Raw genomic sequence first — 19,032 nt, 5'->3', positions numbered from 1 at the left:
AGGAAGTTTAAGTGACAATATTGCCTAGAAAATCATGGTTTAATAAGAGTAGTGACTCTGTTAGCAAGTCTTATAAATGCAAGCCTTTTGGGAATTTGCGTGAACTTAGCCATGCTCTTGTTGGTGAGCAGGCGTATAAGAACAATCGTCTTACTCGAGCAGCCTTGGTTTCTTTGGCAATTCTAACATTTATAACGTTTATTGGTAATTTTGCGCAATTGCAACTTACGGCCGCGCTGCCAACGATTGTTCGCGAATTTAACATTAGTGTTACTACAGGTCAGTGGCTTACGTCTATTTTTCAGCTGATTATGGCCATTATGGTGCCGCTTACTGCGTTTTTAACTAGGCGATTTTCCACGCGTCAAATCGTTATATCGTCTATGATTCTTTTTACGCTCGGCTCAATTATGGCATGGCTTAGCAATGACTTTATTATGGCGCTTGCTGGTCGAACTTTAGAGGCGATTGGCACGGGCGTTATGTGGCCAGTGTTGCAAATCACCGTGTTTTCCGTGTACCCAGTAACACGGCGAGGAATGGCAATGGGCAGCGTTGGTATGGCTATGAGCATTGCGCCTGCAATCGGCCCAACTGTTGGTGGCATGCAAACCGATTTTAATGGGTGGCGTTCAATTTTCTTGTCGCTTAGTATTATTGGCGTAATTTCTATTGTTCTTTCTGCGTTCTTCTTGCACAATTTTGGTGAGCAAGATCGCAGCGCTAAGGCCGACTTTTTCTCCGTTGGACTTTCGATTATTGGCTTCGGCGGCGTTATGTTTGGCTTTACAAATATTGAAGCGTACGGAATTGCTAGCGCGTTCTCTTGGGCGCCTATGCTTGTTGGTGCGTGCGGAGTGGCGTGGTTTGTTGTGCGACAATTGCGCGCGCACGCGAGTGGTAAGCAACCGCTACTTGGCATTAACGTTTTGAAAAATCGCTATTTTACAGTTGGAACGGCTTGTGCATGCTTAACGTTCTTTGCGTTTAGCTCGATTATGGTTGTTATTCCGCTTTATATTCAGTCTGATCGCGGTTTTTCCGCCACTATGAGCGGCCTTGTGCTTTTGCCAGGCGCGTTTGGAATGGCCATTTCGCAATACTTTGGTGGGCGTATGCTCGATCGTTTCGGCGTGCGGCCAGTGGCAATGGCTGGCTCGTTGATTTTGCTTTTTGGCACAGTCATGATGAGTCTTATAGACATGCATACGTGGATTTGGTGGATTTCTATTTGGCAATTTACGCGTCAAATCGGCATGGGTTTCTTGCTTATGCCTGTTACAACTTGGTCATTAAACTGTTTGCAACAAAGCGAGCTTGGCGATGGGTCTGCTGTGACTAACACAATGCGCCAGCTTTGGGGTGCGATTGGTGCGCCTGTGCTTGTTGTAACAATGGCTACTTTTACGCAATGGCATCACGTTCTTACGGGCGTTGGAAGTGCGGATAACGTTGCAGCTAGTATTTTTGGCGTGCAATGGACTTTGAGAATTAGCGCGATTATTACGGCTATTATGGCGTTGATTGTTATTTTTGGAGTTAAGGGAGAAGGCGCGGGTTCGGCGCATCAGCTTGCGCGCAGGGCGATTGATCGTATGCGCGTTTTGCACATTCCGCACGCATCGGAGCATAAAGATGTTATGCACGATCATACGCATCATCAATACTGATATATTTGCGCGCGCGACGACCTGCCTTTTCGCTTAAAGCGTAGCGCGAATCTACTTGCATGAGCGCTTAAAGCGTAGCGCGCGAATGCACTTCGATTCGCTGAGCCGCTCAAAACAGAAGCACTGCTTCTGTGCGGCGAAGACGTTAGCGCGCTTAGGCCGCGCTAACGATTTTGCAATTCGGAGCGCTGAGCAGCTCAAGGCAGAAGCACTGCTTCTGCGCTGCGAAGACGTTCGCGCGCTTAGACCGCGCGAACGATTTTCCGCACTTTTTACAAGCATTTGTTCGTTTTGCCAGATTTTATGTGATTTTTGTTAAATACATAACGTTTTGAGCCTAGAAACGCTCATCTGCGTTTGTTTTTTGCGTTTACTTGTGCGATAATGTTCACATGATTTCTTCACAGCGTCAACAATTGATTTTGAGCCGCCTTCGCACCAGGGGGGCCGTGCGTATTACCGCTCTTTCTAAGGAACTCGCCGTTTCTGCAATGACAATTCGCAGGGATATTGCGGAACTTTCGGATCGCGGTCTTCTAAAGCGCGTGCACGGTGGTGCTGTTACAACTAACACGCTTCTTTCAGAGCCGCTGTTTTCCGTAAAGTCGCAGATGGACATGGGGCTTAAGGATGCAATCGCCACTAAGGCGGTGGATTATGTTCAGCCAGGAGATGTGATTGCAATAGGTGGCGGAACAACCGCATACGTGTTTGCGCAGCATCTTCTTGAGTCGCGCAGGGCATCTGGAATCACGATTCTAACAAATTCGATTCCAGTTGCGGAGCTTGTTCAAGCGCTTGAATCTAAAGATATTGAGGTTATTGTTACGGGCGGTGTGATTACGCGTTCCAACTCGCTGGTTGGACCTATTGCCGATAAAGTTGTTTCGTCTTTGCGCGTAAACACAGTATTTTTGGGCACGCATTCCGTGAGCCTGCCTCGCGGATTCCTTATGCCAAATTCGCTGGAAGCCGCTACGGATATGGCTTTGATGGATATTGCGGATCGCACGATTATATTAACGGATCATACTAAGTGGACTTGCACGTCGCTTTCGCTTTTTGCGCGATTTGACCAGGTTGACACTGTTATTACAGACGATTGCTTAGACGCTGATTCGCAGCTTCGCACTCGCGAGTTGGTTAAGAATCTAGTTCTTGCGCCAACAGTTACTGGCGAATAGTTTGCGCGACGACCTGCCTTTTCGCTTAAAGCGTAGCGCGAATCGACGATTTCGAGCTGCATAATGCGCGAGAAATCACCTCGATTCGCTGAGCCGCTCAAACGTAAAGTCCAGTGGACTTTACGTGCGGCGAAGACGTTAGCGCGCTTAGACCGCGCTAACGATTTTCCAATTCGGCGCGCTGAGCTTGCTTAAGGTTGAAAGCACGGTGTGCTTTCAACGCAAGCGAAGACGTTCGCACGGCTAATCCGTGCGAACGACACGACCTGCCATGTAGTGCGTTTGTACCGAATTTCGGTGTTTTTTGATACAAACGCACTACATAAACACGCAAAACTGTAGTGTGTTTGCATTTGATTTACTACATGACTTGCCTTCTCGCTTAGGTTGCGCTAACGTTTCTCCGCTTTTTGTTGTTTATGTTGACTTTTGTTCAATGTTTTGTTCATTTTTTGTAGTGTGTTTGTACTGCGACACGCGCGAAAAGTCTTTCCTTAAAAAAACCTGGGAAAATTCTTCAAAAACCTTGAAATGCGTATTTTTACGGTTTAATCGTTGTTTATCCACAAATTTTACGGCGAGTGTGGCTTAATTGTGGATTAGTTTGTGTATAACATCATTTTTTTCGGTTTAGCATGTGTGGCTGGGGCTTGACTTTTTCAAACGGGGGGGGGGTATGTTAATAGCAAACATGGCCGCACCTAGTTTGGCCGTGTGCCACGATTCGTTTTGGATTGTGGAGCAAATTTTTCTATGCGCCCCTAACGCATAGGAGAAGAAGAAAGGAAAATAAAATGATGAATAAGAAGGCTATCGCCGCTTTCGCTGCTGGCGCAACTTTGCTTGCTGGCTTCACAATGGCCACCCCAGCATTTGCTGAGACTCCAACCGCTCCTAAGAATGATCAGACTCCTGCTGCTCCTAAGAATGATCAGACTCCTGCGGCTCCTAAGAATGATCAGACTCCTGCGGCTCCTAAGAATGATCAGAATCCTGCGGATTCTAAGAAGGATCAGACTCCTAAGAAGAAGGATTCTGAGTCTACAGATGATAAGATTCATGCTCTTAAGTTAGCGGATGCTAAGGCTGAGTTTGATAAGCAGAAGGCTGAGTTGGGTAAGAAGAAGACTGCTCTTACTACTGCTGCTACTGGTCTTAATAATGCTGTTCAGGCTGTTCAGAAGGCGAAGAATAGTGTTGATGATGCGAAGCGTGCTTTGGCTCAGAATAAAGATAAGAAGAGTGTAAACTCTTTGAAGGATACCCTAAATGGTGCTGATGCTGCTTTGAAGAAGGCTGAGAAGGTGCAGGAGAAGAAGAGTGCTGCTTTCAAGGATGCTTACAAAAACTTTATGGAGTTGTTGACTGGTGATTATGCTAAGGCTGTTAACGCTTTAACTGCATTGGATGAGACAGCTGTTAATACTGATGATACTGTGGCTGGAGTTGAGGAAGCTTTGGCTGATGATGAGGCTGTTAAGAATGCTTTGAGTATTGTTCCATCTGCAACGATTCAGCAGGGCAATACTGGTGCTGCAAAGCCAGGTCAGGCTGGTGCTAATGGTGCTGCTGCTGGTGCTAAGACCACTGTGGTTGAGAAGAAGAAGGATGGCGGTAAGAAGTTGCCTGGTACTGGTGTTGGCGTAACTTTGACCGCTTTGGCTGCCACCATGCTTGCTGGCATGGGTGCTGCTGTTCGCAAGGCTCGTCACTAAGCATTGTGCGCGCACTGGTGTTCGCTGGTGCGCGTGTAAAAAATAGGCTTGCGTTAGGCGGCGGCGCGTGTTTTGTGCTGCAGCTTGCATGTGGGGTTTAGAGTTTGCTTGGTTTGCCGAAATTTCCTTTTCTTACCGTGTAGGTTCTTTATTCTGCTTGCGGGTGCTTAATGCTTGTTGCTAGAGATGGTTTTCCGCTAGGGACGGGATTCTGTTCTTTAGTTTTAAAGGCTTGTTAGGTTTTCTAACAAGCCTTTTTCTTTTCCAGTTTCATGTAGTGCGTTTTGCGGCGCAGCGCGCGCCAAAAGACGGTCAATCTGCGAGCGTTTATCAAGACTTATCAAGACTTATCAAGACTTATCAATCAGCCAATCAACCACATACTTCACGTGAATGCCGTCTATTAAATCAACTCCAGCATATCTGCCTGTAATAAGGAATTTCGCGTAATTATCGCGTAATTTAAGCAAATTATCGGTTTCATGCGTATTTTCTGGCAATTGCTGAGTAACTTGATAATATTCAACCAAATCGCCCTTGCGCGCAATAAAATCTACTTCACTACCCTCAACTCGAGCAACATCAACGTCATACCCTCTTCGCAGCAACTCCAAAAATACAATATTTTCTAAGCGATTACCCATATTCCCAAGACGATGACTAACTGCCTGATTCCTCAAACCACTGTCAACAATAAAATACTTTGCATTCTGCCTCAAGTATGCTTTACCTCGAATATCGTACGGGCGAACTTCAAAGAACAAATAAGCATTTTGCAAAAGCTCTAAATACCTAGAAATAGTATGATTCGAAACTTCTATCCGCTCATTTTTTAAAAGACTCGTAACTTTGGAAGCATTAACAAGCTGACCAACATTATCGGCCAAAAATGCGACTATTCTTTTAAGAGTAAAACTATCTTTTATTTGCGCGCGAGCAGCAATATCGTTAAGAATAATGGAATCATATATTCCGGAAAGAATAGTGTATCTAAGCGGCTCATCCGCAAGAACAACACTAGGAAAGCCGCCATATTGTTCGTATTCTTTATATGCCAAATCGACTTCTCTAGAATTAACGTCGATTTGCTTTGCTCCTAAGAATTCCTTGAAAGAGAACGGATATACTGGTATTTCAACGTACCTTCCACTTAAATTAGTTGCAAGCTCACCAGAAAGAAGTTTTGCGTTAGAACCCGTTATAACAATATCGCAATTAAAACTAACTCTAAGTGCGTTAATGGCTTTTTGCCAACCATCTACAAACTGTATTTCGTCTATTAAAATGTACGTTTTTTGTTGATTTGCGGTTGTTTGCTGACTTTTGCCATTGTTCGAATTTTCGCTACCGTTTGGATTTTTACCACTGCGATTTTTACCACTGTGCATTTTTGAACAGATAACATCCATAAGATTGGAATCTGTAAGCACGTCGCGATATTCAAAACTTTCAAGATTTATGTATATTATGTGCGAGTCTGGCACTCCAAGCTCGCGAAGAGAATCCATGTATTGTTGAAGAATAACCGATTTTCCGCAGCGACGTACGCCTGTTATCACTTTTACAAAATCAGTGTCTTTAAAAGCAAGAAGCTTATTAAGATAATCAGTTCTGGAATACATACGTTTGCCTTTCGCAAGTTGGAAGTCTACTTCCAAGTTTAGTACAAAATGGCAAAAGTTGGAAGTCTACTTCCAAATTCCGCAAAACAAGCTCATGCTTGGAAGACTACTTCCAGTCACTCAATACCGCCGTAAGTATAGTGTGCTTGGACAGCGCAAGCGATTTTCGCGTGTTTATTTCCCGAATTGCGTTAAATGGGAACAAACGCGGGCAAAAATAGACGCTTTTTGTTGCTCGACACGCCAATGGGCGGCGGACTTGAATTTATAAATATTTCTGGTATAGTAGTTACTCGTGCTTCGGGCTGGCGTTAGTTAGTGAGAAAGCATTGCGGACATAGCTTAGTTGGTAAAGCGCAACCTTGCCAAGGTTGAGACCGCGGGTTCGAGTCCCGTTGTCCGCTCTAGGTCTGGTGAGTTATCGGCCTTGTGGTGGGTTAGCCAAGCGGTTAGGCAGCGGCCTGCAAAGCCGTATAGATGAGTTCGACTCTCGTACCCACCTCGATTGAGCGTGTTAGCTTAATAAACAACCTGGGCGGTTGGCGCAGTGGTAGCGCACTTCCCTGACACGGAAGGGGTCACAAGTTCGAACCTTGTATCGCCCACTCGAAAGGATTGCCTTTCACGCATAATTAAAAAAATTTTGGGTGATTGGCGCAGCGGCTAGCGCACTTCCTTCACACGGAAGGGGTCATAGGTTCGATTCCTATATCACCCACAATATGTTTGTTTTCGCGGTATTTTACCGCGTTTTTTTTTTACTCATTTACGAACGCGCGGCTACTAATAGCCGTGAGGAATAGAGCGCTGAGCTGCTCACACGTAAAGTCCACTGGACTTTACTGTGGCGAAGACGTGAGCGCGCTGTAATGCGCGAACGACGCGACACGCCATATTTTAGGTATAATCGCACTACATGAATTTCCGCTTTTTGTTGTTCGGCACGCTGTTTAGAGCTACAAAGTGCGGATGTCTACAAAAAGCGGATGTCTACAAAAAGCGGATGTCTACAAAAAGCGGATGTCTACAAAAGCGGGCAATAAAAAAGGCCCAGAGCAATCGCTCCAGGCCTTTGTTTGTTGGTTTATAGTTACTTAGCGCGTGCTAGCTAGTTGCGCTTCTTGCGGCGAGATACAGCCCTTCCTGCAGCACCCATGCCAGCAAGCATCGCAGACGCAAGAGCACTTAATGCAACACCAACGCCAGTATTGCCTAGCGCACCTTTACCTCTTCTAGATCCACTATTAGATCCACTATTGTGAGATTGGTTTCCATGATTATTGCTGCCATTGTGGCTGCTAGCATCATTTTTGTTGCCATTATTCTTTGCGTTGTTGGCGTTGTTTGCGTTGTTGCCATTATTGTCGTGGCTTCCGTCTGCAGGCGTATCTATGCGTGGAACGGCAATATCTCCGTCAACCGTTACTTCAACAGTGTTTCCAGTCTTAGCAAAATCACCTGTGCCGTTTGTAGGCGTAAGGTTTACAATCGCACCAGGCGTTTGCTTGTTGATAGTAATAGTGAAGTTGCCATTCTTATCTGCAACGCCTGTTCCGATTTGCTTTCCATCTTTGTCGGTAACAGTTACTGTTGCGCCCGGAAGAGTCTTTCCAGTGATGATTTGTTTAGTAGAATCATCTGGATTGTCTTTTAGCGTTTGCTCACTAATCTGTGGAGTCTTAAAGCCAGTTACAGCAGTAGCGGGATCAGATGGTTTGTCCGTCTTGTTCTTAGATACTGCAGTAATAGTGCTGCCGTCTTCCAAATTCTTTGTTGGAATAGTAACAACGCCAGTATCTGGATTAACGATTACGCCTTCTGGAGCGTCTCCGTCAATCTTCCACTTACCATCGTTATCCTTCTTAGCAATAATTGTGCGAACTGGCTGTTCTGGACCATTGATTGAATTTGGCTTAGCATTGATTTCAATTTTCACAACCGTTGTGTCATCAGTTGGCGGAGTTACAGTTACGTTTCCGTCGTTCTTCTGGTTGTCGGTTGGTACCGTAATCGTTGGCTTTTGTGGCTTAGCTGTGACGATTACAGTAGTTGCGTCACCATCAACTCCACCCTTGCTTGGAACAAGCTTGAGTGTTGTGCCAGGATCCTTCTTATCGATTTCGATAGTGAAGTTTCCGTCTTTGTTGGCATCTCCAGTACCAACAGTATTACCGTCATTGTCTTTGACAGTTACTGTGTTTCCTGGCTGAGTTTTACCAGTAATAGTGGTCTTATCAGGCTTAGTTGGCGTGTTTTCAGCATTGCCATCGTTGATAAATGGCTTGTTGGTCACGTTTACTGTTACTTGCACTTCTACTGGGTCTTTTACGCCTGGAATATTGACGAGCACAGTGCCTTTAGTGGTGCCTGGCTTGTCTGTCTTTGGCTCGCCATCCTTCTTCCAGTCGAAAGTAGTGCCTTGTGGGAAGTCACCATTGTTTGCAATGCTATCTTCTGCCTTTGGCTTGGCGTTTACTGGCACGCTTACTGTCTTGTCTTTTGGATTTGGAACAACGAGCACGTTGACTTGAATGTCAACATCTGGCTCGCCTGGCACTGTAACAGTCACAATTCCTGTCTGGTTGCCAGTCTTTGACGTATCAGGCTTCTTCTTCCAAGAAGTCTTGGCATTCTCAGGCAAATCGCTATTATTCTTAATAACATCCTTTGGCTGAGGAGTGTTGTCCTTGCCGTCAGTCTTTTGCAGCACAGTTACGTCTTTTCCTTCAGGAGATGCTGTAACAGTAATTTTTACAGGCACTTCTTGAGGCTCTTGTCCTGGAATCTTTACAATCACAGTGCCAGTAGTATTGCCTGGCTTGTCTGTCTTTGGAGCAGCATCTTTCTTCCACTCAAATGTGGTTCCTTCTGGCAACTTGTCGTTGTCTTTAATGCTGTTCTTAGGATCTGGATCGCTGTTCTGAATGACGAAGGTTTCCTTCGCTATAGGCGCAGGATTTACGTTCACAGTAACTGTGGCTTCCACTGGATCTTTCACACCTGGGATATGAACGAGCACAGTGCCTTTAGTGGTGCCTGGAGTAGTAGTACTTGGTCCATTGTTTTTCCAAGTGTACTTAGTTCCCTCAGGGAACTTATCCTTATTAGCAATACCCTTCGATGCGTCTGGAAGGTTGTCGCCAACCTTCACATTAACAACCTTCGCTTCTGGATCTGGCGTAACGTTCACTGTTACAGGCACTTTCACAGGATCCTGGCCTGGAATAGTAACAATAATCTTGCCATTCTTCGTGCCGGGATTCTTGGTATCTGGTGTATCTTCCTTACTCCACTCGAACTTAGTTCCTTCTGGGTACTTGGTCTTATCAGTGGAACCATTAATTACATCTTCAGGCTTTGGCAAATCCTTACCTTGCGGCACATTGATTTGTGGAGCACTTGGGTCAACAACGTTCACAGTTACTGGCACTTCCACAGGAGCTTGACCTGGAACTGTTACAACAACAATGCCTGACTTGTTTCCTTCCGAAGAAGTATCTGGTTTGCCAGTTTCCTTGCCGTTGTCTTTCTTCCACTCGAACTGCGTACCCTCAGGGAACTTATCCTTATTGGCAATGCTGTCTTCTGGTTTAGGTTCCACGCCCTTTGGCACAGTCACAACTTTAGCTGTAGCAGTTGGAGCCTTAATAGTTACAGGCACGTTAATCACGATTGTTGATCCATCCGGATACGTAACTGTTACAGGCACTTCAAACTTGCCAGCCTTATCTCCATTAGGGATCTTAGACTTATCTCCCTCAGCAATAGAGTAAGTTGGCTTATTTGTTTCGTTCGTTGGCCAGGTAGGAACACTTACTTTGCCGATAATTTCGTCGTCCGAAGGCTTTTGACCATTATCTTTTTCAAGATTATCTGCCTTAGGTGGGTAAAGTTCAGACTGCTTATTGCTAATAGTTACTGGCACGTCAACAGTGTCAGTTGTGCCATCTGGGTAGGTGACTTTAACCTTAACAGTAGAGTTTCCAGGAGTCTTACCATCTGGAAGCTTTGTGTTAGGCTCGTTCAACTCAATCTTTGGTTGTTCCTTTGAATCTTTTGACCAATCAGGAACAGTTACATTCTTAGTTACATCATCAGATGTAACCTTCGTGCCATACGGCTTAACAACAGGCTTTGCTTTTGGCTCGAAAGTATCCGACTGCTTGTTCTTAATAGTCACATCAACAGTAACTTTATCAACAGTTTTGTCAGGGTACTCAACATCTACATTTACATGATAAGTACCAGGCTTTGTGCCGTCTGGAATATCCTCATCTTTGCTGGTGATAGTGACTTTTGGCTGTGGCTTAGCTTTATCATCTTTATCTGGCCAATCAGGAACAGTTACAGCAGCTGTAACAGCTTCCTTGGTCTTTTCTTTACCAGTGCCATACGGCTCTTCCACAGGGTCAACGTTCGGAGTGTATTCGTCTGCGTTTGTATCCGTTACAATAACAGGAACCTGTACAGTTGTGGTAGTGCCGTCTTCATACTTAATAGTTACAGGTACGTTAGTTGTGCCAGTCTTATCTGTAGTTGGAATCTTATCCGTATCTACAGTAATGGTTGGCTGCTTCTTAGTTTTATCAACGTCAGTTGTGACATGCTTTTTAATGTCATCTTCACTTGGCTTATTTGTATTGTCTTTATTGCGCTTCAACTCTATAGGAGTTGCAGAAGCCTTATGAGTAACGTTATCTGGATTGCCAACTGTTACAGGAACTTCCACGTGATCCTCAGAACCGTCAGGATACTTCACAGTAACCTTAACGTTTACGGTTCCAGGAGTAGTAGTGTCGATAGGTGTTTGACCATCGTCAACTGTAATTTTTGTACCGTCTGTTGGAGGTTGGTTTTTATCGTCAAACTTGACTTTAGCAATGATGTCATTGTCAGAAGGTTTGGTTTTACCATAACCAACGTTGATTCCATCAGGCTTATTTGGCTCATACTTCTTATTCTGAGGCTCGCCAACCTTAACGGTCACTGTTGCATGATCAGTTGAACCATCACCATAGGTGATAGTTACAGGAACAGTAAAATCGCCAGGCTGAGTGCCATCTGGAATAGTGCTATTGCTGTCAATGGTCACTGTTGCGTCAGTAGGCAAAGTCGTGTCAGCGCCATTCTTCTTTAGCTTAATGCCATTCTTCTTTACACTATCCTCTATGGTAGTGTTCTTCGTCTTACTGTAGTCAACCTTAATAGTTTGGCCTTCTGGCGTGTAATCCTTGTTTTGTGGATCCAAAACTTTAACAGTTACTGTTGCAACGTCACTAGAGCCATCCGAATACGTAACCTTAACCTGCACTTGGCTTTCGCCAGGCTTATCGGTGCTTGGAACGTCTTTTGTGTTGACGATTTCTACTGACTTGAGTTTATCGTTTCCAGATGTGCCATTCCACGTCAAGCCGCCGCCATTATCAAACGACTTAATCTTATTGGAAAGATCTTCTTTTGAATTCCATGGAACTGTAATAGTTTTACCAACAGGGTCATAGTTGTTGGACTCCCTATTAACGACAATAGGCACTTCAATCTTGCTGGAAGATCCATCTGGATATTTAACAGTTACAGGAACAGTGTAATTTCCATCATCTGTAGGAATTTTTCCAACTTCAAATGTTATACCAGTCTTATCGATTGGCGTATTTGGATTATCATATTTTGTTATTGTGATCGCGTTGGTAATTGCGTTGTTATCCTTAGGATTATCAACTTGCTTAGCTGTAGCAGTATGCTCTTCAGCATCCGTGTATACGGAAATCTGAACCTTTAGCTTAGACTCGTTGCCAGCTTCGTCTGTAACAACAAGTTCACGAGACCACTTATTGTCTGACGAATTGGTTATATTCGCATCTCGCTGAGCAGTGCCTTTAATATGAATAGTCGCAGGCTTTTCTGCAGAATTCCCGTTTTGATTGTCAATAGTGATTTTTCCGTCATGACCTGGGAATGTTGCTATTGTTGCACTCTTAATCTTTCCGCTGTTGTCATAAGCGTTGATATCAATGCTGAACGGTTTGCCATTATGCACCTTGAACTGGTAGTACTCAGCTGTTTTCTCAGTGTCTGCTCTCTTTGCCTTATTGGTACTAGGTGTGTTAATAACAGGCGCGATATTGTCTTTAACGGTAACTTTTGTCTCCACGTCTTTAGTTGAGCCGTCTGGGAACGTTATGCGGACTGTAGCGGTTGTATCTTTGCCAGGCTTATTCCAATCTGGCTCCGTAGTCCAAGAGTAGGTAGCGTCACTAGGTAGATTCTTTAGATCATCTGCATTAATGCCGCTCTTAGGATCTGGATGCGTTGTTCCGCTACTCATGTTGTACGTAACAGGCGTGCCTGTGACTTTGCTATACTTATCTGCCTGCGTCTTAACAACAAACTTCACAGACACGTTTGTAGTGTTGCCCGAAGGATCCACCGCCGTGATAGTACGCTTATACTCGCCAGGCTCAGTGTTGAGTGGAGTAGTGCCGTCAAGCGTCAAAGTCTTAGGATCTGCAGTTGTGCCAGTTCCAGTAGGAGTTTTTTCTGTCTCGCCTGGAGTTTTAGGCGTTAAAGTAAGAGTTGTAACTTTTCCGCTGTTGTCGGTTGCAGTAATCTTAATATCGTTCTTATCGCCGCGGTATGTAGTGATAGTGAATACTTGTGCGTGTTTTGGCCCATCAGGATATTCACCATTAATGGTGTTATATGTGCCACCTTCGCCTTTTTGCTGAATCGTAACTTTAGGACTTTCGCTATCCTTAACAGTTACCTTAACGGCAACAGTTTCAACTTGTGGATTATTTGGGTCGTTAGTAGGAATAGTTACAACAACTTTTCCAGGCTTTTCCTTGCCAACGGTGGAAGTGTTTGGAGTTCCGCCAGTTTCAGTGCTCCATGCGAACTTAGTCCCTTTTGGTAAGCTCCTGTGGTTGGCTATAGTTTTCTTTGCCCATTTTTCGTCTAGCGTTTGACCCAAGTTAACAGTAATAGGCCTAGTCTGAAGATCTTCTTTCTTCTTAACTGTTACCTTTACAGTTACAGGCGTTGACTCGTTTCCTGCAGAATCGAATGCCTTAAATGTTAAGTCGTATGTGCCAATTTCTTCAGTCTTAAAGCCAGAGAATGTATAAGTAAGTTTCTTCTCTTTGTCTGTGTTCTTAGAATCGTACTTTGATCCAGCGCGAGTCAGGTTACTAAACAGCTTTGTTTGGTCATTTTTAAACAGAGTCATCGTAGCTGTTGATGTGTCGATTCTATCAACTTTCAAATTGTCTTTTGCTGTAAGGTTGATAGTTAAATCTTTGCCAACTTCGACTTCAATATTGGTTTTATCGGCAGTAAGCGTTGGAGCTTTGTCGTCTTTAGTAGCATTCTTAGGGTCGCTTACTGGCGACTGGACCGACTGCTCCTTAGTTGGATCTGCAGGATTTGTAGATGTTACGGCAGTTACATTTCCAGCAGGAATGCCGTCTTCAACAGTAATCGTAACTTTGCCATCGGCTCCAACTTTTCCAGTGCCGATAACTTTATTATTATTGTCTTTACTTTTAAGAGTTACAGTGCTTCCTTCGGTGCCAGGGCCAGCGTCAACTACAACTTCCTTGTTTTTTACGCCTGCAACGCCAGTCAAATCAGTTTCAATCTTAGGCTTTTGAGGGCGAACCGTGAAAGTAACCTTTTCTTCCGCTGTGCTGCCATCATTAAACGTGACTTTAGCAGTGTAAGTTCTCTTTCCTGCAACGTCTGTGGAAGGCTCGCCATTAACCCACTCTGCACTCTTGATGTTATCTTTAACCTTCTTATCGGTTATACCAAGATATTCCTTAGCGTCAACCTTGCTGCCATCTTTGGTCATTGTGAGCTTATCTTTAACGCTCACTTCAACAGTGTGATCCTTAAGCTCGCTCTTATGTTGTAAAGAAAGTGGCTTATTAACATTCACAGGAACAGTCACATTGTGATACGAGCCATCGCTATACGTCACTTTTCCAGAAGCGTATGCAGGAATAGTATCTCTTCCGTTAAAGTACTGCTCAGGAATTTCAGTATTTGGAATAGAGTCAAAAGTAAGCGTGCCGCCGTCGGCTCCAGAAACATGCTTCTTGAGCTCATCTGCAGTTGGCTTATGACCCCAATCAACAGTAATTGGGGTAGCGGTTGGAACCTTATGCTTAAGATTTTGGTTCTTAAGATGTACAGTGACTTTCTTTTCTGCTTTGTTGCCGGAAGCATCGGTTGCAGAAACAGTAATCGTGTAGTCGGAGTTTACTGGCGTATTGCCGTTCTTGTGCTCAAACTTAACGTTTTCAACAACCTTGGTATGAGGATTGCTTTCGCTAGCGTTAATGCCATTATCGTTTTTCTCGTCAACATTGCCATTTTTAGCAAAGTCTGGCAATCCGCTTACAGAGAATTTCGTTACTTTTCCACTGTCGTCGGATGTTCCGAATTTGATTGTAGGAATATCTCCCTGATACACGGTAATGCTGTTGTTGGAATCGCTAATCTCTTTGCCATTAAAATACAGCTTTGGAGGGATTTTATCGCTTTTTGTAGGTGGCACATTTTCATCTTTTGTGCGACCAGAAATAAAGGTGTAAGCAGAATGAGTAGTTCTACCATAAGAGCTGCTATTTGCCCAAGTAAAGGCATTCTTGATTTCTTCATCGGTTACGCCTGGTCTAAGCTTCAACTCGCAATGCATGTGAACAGCGTAATCAACGTGAGTTGTTGTTATGCCAATGCCATAGTTGTAGCCGTTATAAGGTCTTTGGTTTGGTGGGAGAGCCTTTTTAATAGCAGAATCCAAAGCATCTGGGTTAACATGGAAGTTATCTTTTATGTCTTGATCACCTGGTCTGCCAGGGCGTACACCTATAGAGTAGTGATATGTTGAGTTATTGTGATCCTGGCTATCTTTCAAGAAGTCTTGGCTGAACGATTTGCTTGCGTCGTAATCGAACAAGGTAATATCGTGAGAAAGATTTGCATACGTCTGAGGTGATTTGTCATTGCGCTTGTAGAAGTCAAATCTAAGATTGCGCATAGTGTCATTCTTATATCCGCCGTTGCTTAAATCGGCAATTGCATAAGGAATTTGCCACACGTATTGATGCTTTTTTGATGCAGAAATCATGGATTTACCGTCGTTGTTAAAGAACACGTCGAAAACCATGTATTTGTTATTGCCTTCGCCTTGAACGTGTGCATACATGTCGGTTTTGTTGATGATTCTATCCCAGTCGCCGACTTTATCGTCTCCAACGTAGCCAAATTCGCCTTTACTGTTTAAGTAACGGTAGCGCTGATACTCAAGAATGTTTGGCGTATGTAGCCAAGGAGTAGGGTCTGCGTTACGCACTTCTTGCGCAAATGCCGCAGTAGTTGGAGGAAGAAGAATATTAGAGGATGCGAGGATTGGCTGACCGCCCAAGCAAGTGGCGGCAGTAAGAACTGTTGTAAGTGCGCTAAGTGACAGTTTGCGTGCGGTTGATGCACTAAAATCGGCGCTTACATTTGCAAATGAGCGATACTCTTGATTGCGAGCGTGCTTTTGGCGAGTGCTCTTTACCATAATAATCCCCGTTCTTTTTGTGTTCTTCTTTTATTCGGCCGCTTTGCGGAGCATGCGATGCATTGCGATTGCTAATGTGTGCTTAACATGCATGCATTCAAGCTTTGCCCAATTACATGAACAGATAAATATTCATCAATTCAAGATATTATATCGTATTTTTGTTTTTTGAGTGAAATTTTTTAAGCGTGACGTTGTTTATAAGTGTAAAATTTACTGATGGGGGGGGGGTATTTGACGCATATTATGTTGATATAACGATATATAGAGGATTTTATTATAAATTTTTAACCTTTTATGAAAATTTATTCATATGTTATTTTGGCGTGTTGCACAACTAAGCGATTATACGCGGCGGGCAATAGTATAAATAAGGAGCAAAACGCGCGCGAATGGCAAGCAGAATAGATAGAACAGCTGTTGCGCAGCAAAAATCACATATAGCCAATAGGAGTGATTATGAACACCACTAATAATGATGAAAACAAAGCCGTAATCACCGTAGTGGGCAAAGATGCTGTAGGAATCATAGCAAAAGTTACGACTCATTTAGCAAATAGCAAGGCGAATATTTTAGATATATCTCAAACAATCGTCAACGGATTCTTTAACATGATGATGATTGTAGACGTAAACGAAATAAGCGTAGAATTTGGCGAGCTGGCCGAAGAATTGGCAAAGCTGGGCGAAGGAATAGGCGTTAGCATACACTGCCAGCGCGCAGAAATATTTACAAACATGCACAGAATCTAGGGATTAGTAGGAGAAGCCCATGCTAAACATTATGGAAGTGAGCGAAACAAACTCCATGATCGAGCAAGAAAAGCTCGACGTTAGAACCATAACAATGGGAATAAATCTGCTAGACTGCGCAGACGCAAGCGTGCAAAAAGTGTGCGAAAACGTGTACAACAAGATTACGCGCCTTGCAAAAGACTTAGTTAGCACGGGCTGCGCGATTGAGCGCGACTACGGAATTCCGATTGTAAACAAGCGCATAACCGTAACGCCAATAAGCCTAGTTGGAGCAGCAGCGTGCAAAAGCCCAGACGACTTTGTGCAAATCGCGCACGCGCTAGATAAGGCTGCCAAAAAAGTTGGAGTAGATTTGATTGGCGGCTACTCTGCGCTGCCTGCAAAATCCATGACAGCTGCCGATCGCATGCTTATAGAATCGCTGCCAAAAGCCTTGAGCGAGACGGATATTGTGTGCTCGAGCGCAAACGTTGGGTCCACGCGCACTGGAATTGATATGGATTGTGTGGAGTTGCTTGGACGAGTAGTTAAGCAAATCGCGCGCGCGACTGCAGACCGTGATTCGTACGGATGCGTAAAGTTCGTTGCATTTTGCAACGCTCCAGACGATAATCCATTTATGGCAGGCGGATTCCACGGCGTAACCGAAGGAGACGCTGTAATAAACGTTGGCGTATCGGGGCCAGGCGTGGTTTCGCGCTCGCTAGACGAGGCGCGTGGCAAGGATTTTGCGTTCTTGTGCGAGACGATTAAGCGCACAGCTTTTAAGATTACGCGAGTCGGTCAGCTTGTTGCGCAAGAGGCATCTAGAAGGCTTGGTGTGCCGTTTGGAATAATCGACTTGTCGCTTGCGCCAACGCCAGCCGTGGGAGATTCCGTAGGCGAAGTCCTAGAGAAAATCGGACTTTCTACTGTTGGTGCGCCTGGCACAACAGCCGCTCTTGCAATGCTTAACGATCAAGTTAAAAAGGGCGGAATAATGGCCAGCAGCTACGTTGGCGGGCTTTCTGGCGCGTTTATACCTGTTTCGGAAGATGCAAACATGATTGCTGCTGCAAAGTCTGGATGCCTTAGAATAGAAAAGCTAGAAGCAATGACGTGCGTATGCTCCGTAGGCCTAGATATGATTGCGATTCCTGGAAACACAACTGCTGCAACAATATCTGGAATGATTGCGGATGAGGCAGCAATTGGCATGATAAATCAAAAAACAACTGCTGTACGCATAATACCTGTGGAAGGTAAAAGCGTTGGGCAAATGGCTAATTTTGGCGGTTTAATGGGGTACGCTCCTATTATGCCAGTAAATACCGCAAGCTGCGAGGAGTTTGTTTCGCGTGGCGGAAGAATTCCAGCGCCTGTTCATAGCTTTAAGAATTAGGCGAGTTAATCGTAAGTTAAATTGTGATTTGATTGCGGCTTGAATTAATACTTAATCACGCTTAAATCACGAATTAATGGAAGTTTACGAAAGGATTTATGATGGAAAAGACTACGCCACTAAGCGGCGAAATGCTTGCTAGCGCGCTAAAAAAGATAGGCGAATCAAGCAATCACGTTGCTGTAGTAGGCTCCATGAACGCAGACTACACAATAGTCGCAGATCGTCTCCCAAATCCTGGAGAAACTGTAAACGGAAGTGATTTGCGCGTTCTTCCAGGCGGAAAATCGGGAAATCAGGCCGTTTCTGCAGCAAAAATAGGTGCAAACGTGCAAATGTTTGGCGCGGTAGGCAGCGACGAAAATGCAAAATTCCTACTAAACACGCTAGAATCTGCTGGAGTAGACACGTCTAGAATTTTGCGCGTAGAAGGCGTAAAAAGTGGCGCAACAGTAATAACAGTAGACGCAAAAGGTGGCGAAAACACAATCGTTTACGCTCCAGGGTCTAATGCAAAAGTGAGCGTTGAATACATTAATCAAAACGATGTTAAGCAAGCAATTTGCGGCGCAAGCGTTTTAGGACTTTGCCTAGAAAGCCCAATGGAAACCGTAACGGCGGCGGCAAAAATTGCGCGTGCGGCTGGCGTAAAAGTTTTGCTAAATAATTCTCCTTTTGTAAGCGAGCTGCCACGCGAATTGATTGAAAACGCAAGCATACTTCTTGTAAACGAGCACGAGATGGCGCAATTGCTTAAAATTAGCGAGCCAGAAGACGGAAATTGGGATGATTTTGATTGGCATGATGCGGCGCGCATTATGCACGAGTACGGCTTTGACGAGGCAGTTGTAACGCTTGGTGCAGAAGGCTCGGTTGTTTTAGACTATGCTGCGCAAGATGGCAAGAAGGCTGTGCGCATTTGCCCTCAGCGTGTTAAAGCAGTAGATACAACGGGTTGCGGAGACGCGTTTATGGGAACCGTTTTAGCAGGACTTGCAGCTGGATTTAGTCTGGATCAAAGCGCGCAAGTTGCCACTTACGTTTCGGCGTATGCAGCAATGGGATTTGGAGCACAAAGCTCGTATGGAAGTGCGCAGCAGGTTGTTCGCGCATTTGAGTAGTGGCGTTGTATGCTG

8 protein-coding genes and 4 tRNA genes are annotated in these 19,032 nt (G+C 44.6%); 10 read left to right on the top strand and 2 right to left on the bottom strand.

Annotated features, from left to right (window positions below; translation table 11 throughout):
- Nucleotides 1–11: 11 nt before the first annotated feature.
- From MAF46_RS03915 to MAF46_RS03905, 3 genes are all read left to right on the top strand, one after another.
- Entirely contained in the window at nucleotides 12–1,670 is a 1,659-nt protein-coding gene (locus MAF46_RS03915; protein WP_060785881.1) for an MDR family MFS transporter, read from the top strand.
- Between the two features lie 392 nt (nucleotides 1,671–2,062).
- Entirely contained in the window at nucleotides 2,063–2,854 is a 792-nt protein-coding gene (locus tag MAF46_RS03910) for a DeoR/GlpR family DNA-binding transcription regulator (protein WP_016636371.1), read from the top strand.
- A 794-nt stretch (nucleotides 2,855–3,648) separates the two neighbouring features.
- Nucleotides 3,649–4,569 (top strand): hypothetical protein, encoded by a 921-nt coding sequence (locus MAF46_RS03905; protein WP_060785653.1) that lies wholly within the window; start codon nucleotides 3,649–3,651, stop codon nucleotides 4,567–4,569.
- A 350-nt stretch (nucleotides 4,570–4,919) separates the two neighbouring features.
- Here the strand turns inward: MAF46_RS03905 and MAF46_RS03900 are convergent, their stop codons facing one another.
- Nucleotides 4,920–6,191 carry an ATP-binding protein gene (locus MAF46_RS03900; protein WP_004132222.1) on the bottom strand — a complete coding sequence of 424 codons (1,272 nt, stop codon included), beginning with the start codon at nucleotides 6,189–6,191 and terminating at the stop codon, nucleotides 4,920–4,922.
- 331 nt (nucleotides 6,192–6,522) lie between these two features.
- Here MAF46_RS03900 and MAF46_RS03895 point away from each other — a divergent pair.
- From MAF46_RS03895 to MAF46_RS03880, 4 genes are all read left to right on the top strand, one after another.
- A tRNA-Gly gene (locus MAF46_RS03895) sits at nucleotides 6,523–6,595 on the top strand.
- A gap of 27 nt (nucleotides 6,596–6,622) precedes the next feature.
- A tRNA-Cys gene (locus MAF46_RS03890) sits at nucleotides 6,623–6,693 on the top strand.
- A gap of 31 nt (nucleotides 6,694–6,724) precedes the next feature.
- Nucleotides 6,725–6,796, top strand: a tRNA-Val gene (locus MAF46_RS03885).
- 40 nt (nucleotides 6,797–6,836) lie between these two features.
- Nucleotides 6,837–6,909: transfer RNA gene (locus tag MAF46_RS03880), tRNA-Val, on the top strand.
- A gap of 390 nt (nucleotides 6,910–7,299) precedes the next feature.
- Here the strand turns inward: MAF46_RS03880 and MAF46_RS03875 are convergent.
- Nucleotides 7,300–15,759, bottom strand: a complete 8,460-nt coding sequence (locus tag MAF46_RS03875; protein ID WP_060785654.1) for a Rib/alpha-like domain-containing protein — start codon at nucleotides 15,757–15,759, stop codon at nucleotides 7,300–7,302.
- 459 nt (nucleotides 15,760–16,218) lie between these two features.
- Between MAF46_RS03875 and MAF46_RS03870 the strand changes: the two genes are divergently transcribed.
- The 3 genes from MAF46_RS03870 to MAF46_RS03860 all read left to right on the top strand — a co-directional run bounded on the left by MAF46_RS03870 (nucleotide 16,219) and on the right by MAF46_RS03860 (nucleotide 19,017).
- Entirely contained in the window at nucleotides 16,219–16,512 is a 294-nt protein-coding gene (locus MAF46_RS03870; protein WP_004131818.1) for an ACT domain-containing protein, read from the top strand.
- A gap of 19 nt (nucleotides 16,513–16,531) precedes the next feature.
- Nucleotides 16,532–17,896, top strand: a complete 1,365-nt coding sequence (locus tag MAF46_RS03865; RefSeq protein ID WP_060785655.1) for a PFL family protein — start codon at nucleotides 16,532–16,534, stop codon at nucleotides 17,894–17,896.
- A 98-nt stretch (nucleotides 17,897–17,994) separates the two neighbouring features.
- Nucleotides 17,995–19,017, top strand: coding sequence for a ribokinase (locus MAF46_RS03860; protein WP_060785656.1), 1,023 nt, complete (start codon nucleotides 17,995–17,997; stop codon nucleotides 19,015–19,017).
- The last annotated feature ends 15 nt before the right edge of the window (nucleotides 19,018–19,032 follow it).

Origin of the sequence: Gardnerella pickettii (genome assembly GCF_029226345.1) — a bacterium.
Classification (GTDB): Bacteria; Actinomycetota; Actinomycetes; order Actinomycetales; family Bifidobacteriaceae; genus Bifidobacterium; species Bifidobacterium piotii.
This window is presented reverse-complemented; position numbering and strand designations above follow the sequence as displayed.